This window comes from Ruegeria sp. C8 (assembly GCF_056537565.1).
This window is the reverse complement of the sequence record NZ_JBQFRV010000037.1, coordinates 1-1921: the sequence shown is the minus strand read 5'-3', so window position 1 is coordinate 1921 and position 1921 is coordinate 1. Positions and strand designations below refer to the sequence as shown.

Here is a 1921-nt window from a genome sequence, read left to right as displayed (position 1 = left end):
GGCCAAGCCACTATAGGTAAATGTTGACGAGCTATCGACCAGCAGCTAACCTGCTGGTCGTTTTCGTTTAGAAATAAGAGCTTGTGACATGCCGGACCCCAAGAAAGCTTCGCAAAAATCTGCGAACAAAATGAGAACTCGGCTTCCTCGCCTGCCTGGCGGCTTCTCAGTCAATTTTTGCCGCAATCCACTTTGTGACCTTTACGGCGTATTACCTGACCCACGAGATGGGCGCGGCCGACCAGCTAACCCTGGTTCGAACTTGGCGCGGGGCAAGGTCTCCGGGTCTGGAGGTGAGCGCACCTATATTTGCCCAAGTTGCGGACGGTCTAGCATCCTCAAATCCAACAAGGCATTGGCGGAAGAATACGCAAGGCTCTCCCGCCTGAATAGAAGAACAAAACGTGAAAGTTGTCCGAGTGTTGCATGTATCAATCATGGAGCGACCGTTGGGCTCATGCCGAGCCGGTATCGAAAGTTTGGTAAGACGGCCAAAGGAGATCCAAGATATCAGTGCAAAGCGTGTAAGAAGACCTTTTCGATTGGTCGCTCGACGAGGCGACATAAGCGTAGTGACCTAAATGGTAAAGTCTTTAGATCGCTGGTTAATGGCGTGACGCTTTCAGCTATCTCACGAGTACTCGATACATCACTTCCGGAAGTCTATTCGAAGATCGACTTCACCCACGAGCAATGCCAAGCCTTTGCGGCAGATCGGGAGAAGCGACTGCACGAAGTATTTGAAGGGGATAGTCCTCACTTCGCCACGGACACACAAATCCTTCAGGTGAACTGGCCCGACAGAGGTATTCGTAAACTTGTAGAAGTGCGCCACATGTGCACCGTCCACAGCGACAGCAAGTATGTCATTGCGTCTACAACAGATGTTGATCCTGACGTTCACCCGCTTGCCGTCGAAAAGGCGATGGATATTGTCGGAGACAAAGAAAAGCCTCGTTCTATGCGGGAGAACGCTCGGATTTGGTTTGCCAGTGAGTACATCGAGTACATTTGCAAGCGACACAAGGCGACCAACCCAAAATCAAGTAGGTGGCACCGTAACAAAAAGCCAAGAGAACTTGATGACGATATCAGGCTCCTTGAGATGGCCGCTAGGGTTCGACAAGACGCGGCCGAGTTTGCACATATCATGCTGCTCAAGAAGAAGATCGGTCGGAAGTATCGACTGCTGAACTTTTCAGTTGACCGCGATACGGGTGTCTCTTCAGCCTTTTTGGCTGTGTTCAAAAATGAAGTGCAGAAGAGATTGGTGCGGATTGCAGACGTCACCATGGCAAAGAATGAAAGCCATCCGCGACGCCTGGGGTTTGTGGCTGATGGTAACAAGGAATTAGAGCGCGTGGAGTATTTGATGCGTCAGGCAGGGTACTTGCCTGGAGACGGTGATCAGGCTGTCTCCAGGCCACAGGACGGCGCCATGGAGTACCTTTTGGAAGCCTCCTTTGGCAATGTGGCGCTCTCCGACATCAGGGCGCTCCTAATGGATCATACCGGTCAGTCTGAATCGGCCGGCATTCACTATCCGTTCCACTTCATCAACGAGCCGCATAAGCGGGTGATTTTCCGCACTGACCCAACACGATTAGATTTTGCCCAGATGGCACAGTTCGCAGTTCGGGCGGGAACGCATCCGGTGGACATGTATCACGCTCGGGCACGGACCAAGGTCATGGGATTTGAGCGTGGTTTGTCAACCTCGGGCCGCAAAAGCCTGTGGTACTACAAGCAGTACTACAATCCGGTCATGGTCATGAAGCTGGTGGATATCCTGAGGTTTGCCCATAACTACACCGACCTCATGGTAAAAGAACACAAGAGCCCAGCTATGAAACTCGGTATTGCAAAGGGCTTTGTGTATGATCGGGATCTCTTCAGTTTCTGAACTCGGCAAGCAAAAAAA

At 51.5% G+C, this 1921-nt stretch carries 1 protein-coding gene; it reads left to right on the top strand.

What is annotated here, in order from left to right; all coding sequences use genetic code 11:
* Positions 1-613: 613 nt before the first annotated feature.
* Positions 614-1903 carry a hypothetical protein gene (locus tag ACR0KL_RS22700; protein WP_480777546.1) on the top strand — a complete coding sequence of 430 codons (1290 nt, stop codon included), beginning with the start codon at positions 614-616 and terminating at the stop codon, positions 1901-1903.
* Positions 1904-1921 lie beyond the last annotated feature (18 nt).